The sequence below is a fragment of the Trinickia mobilis genome (genome assembly GCF_017315705.1).
GTDB classification, from domain to species: domain Bacteria; phylum Pseudomonadota; class Gammaproteobacteria; order Burkholderiales; family Burkholderiaceae; genus Trinickia_A; species Trinickia_A mobilis.
Window position 1 is genome coordinate 58,388 of the sequence record NZ_JAFLRF010000037.1, and the last position, 382, is coordinate 58,769.

The window sequence follows — 382 nt, forward strand, 5'->3', positions numbered from 1 at the left end:
GACGACTACCTTGTCCTTGGTCACGATGAAAACGTTGCTTGACGCCGCTTCGGTAACCAGGCCATCCCTGACGAACCACGCATCCTGGTAGCCCTCTCGCTGGGCAAGGTTTTTAGCCATGCAGGCGTAGAGCAACTGTGTCGACTTGACGTCGCACCTCCCCCACCGCAAATCTGGCACAGTCATAACGGAAAATCCAGGGACGACTACGTCTCTTTGCGAATACTGGTCTTGCGTAAAGAGCACAAGAGTAAGTGGAGTATCCGTGCTCGGGAACAGGAAATTCCTGTCTTGAACCCCTCGGGTCACCTGCAGATAAACAAGCCCATCGTCGAGCTTGTTTAGTGAGATCAGCTCTTCGTGGATCTCCTTGAGGCGCGTC

General features: G+C 53.9%; 1 protein-coding gene. It reads right to left on the reverse strand.

Annotated elements, in window-relative coordinates; all coding sequences use genetic code 11:
- A partial coding sequence (locus tag J3489_RS30380) for an aminotransferase class IV (RefSeq protein WP_207004520.1) occupies positions 1 to 382 on the reverse strand: 382 nt, incomplete at both ends.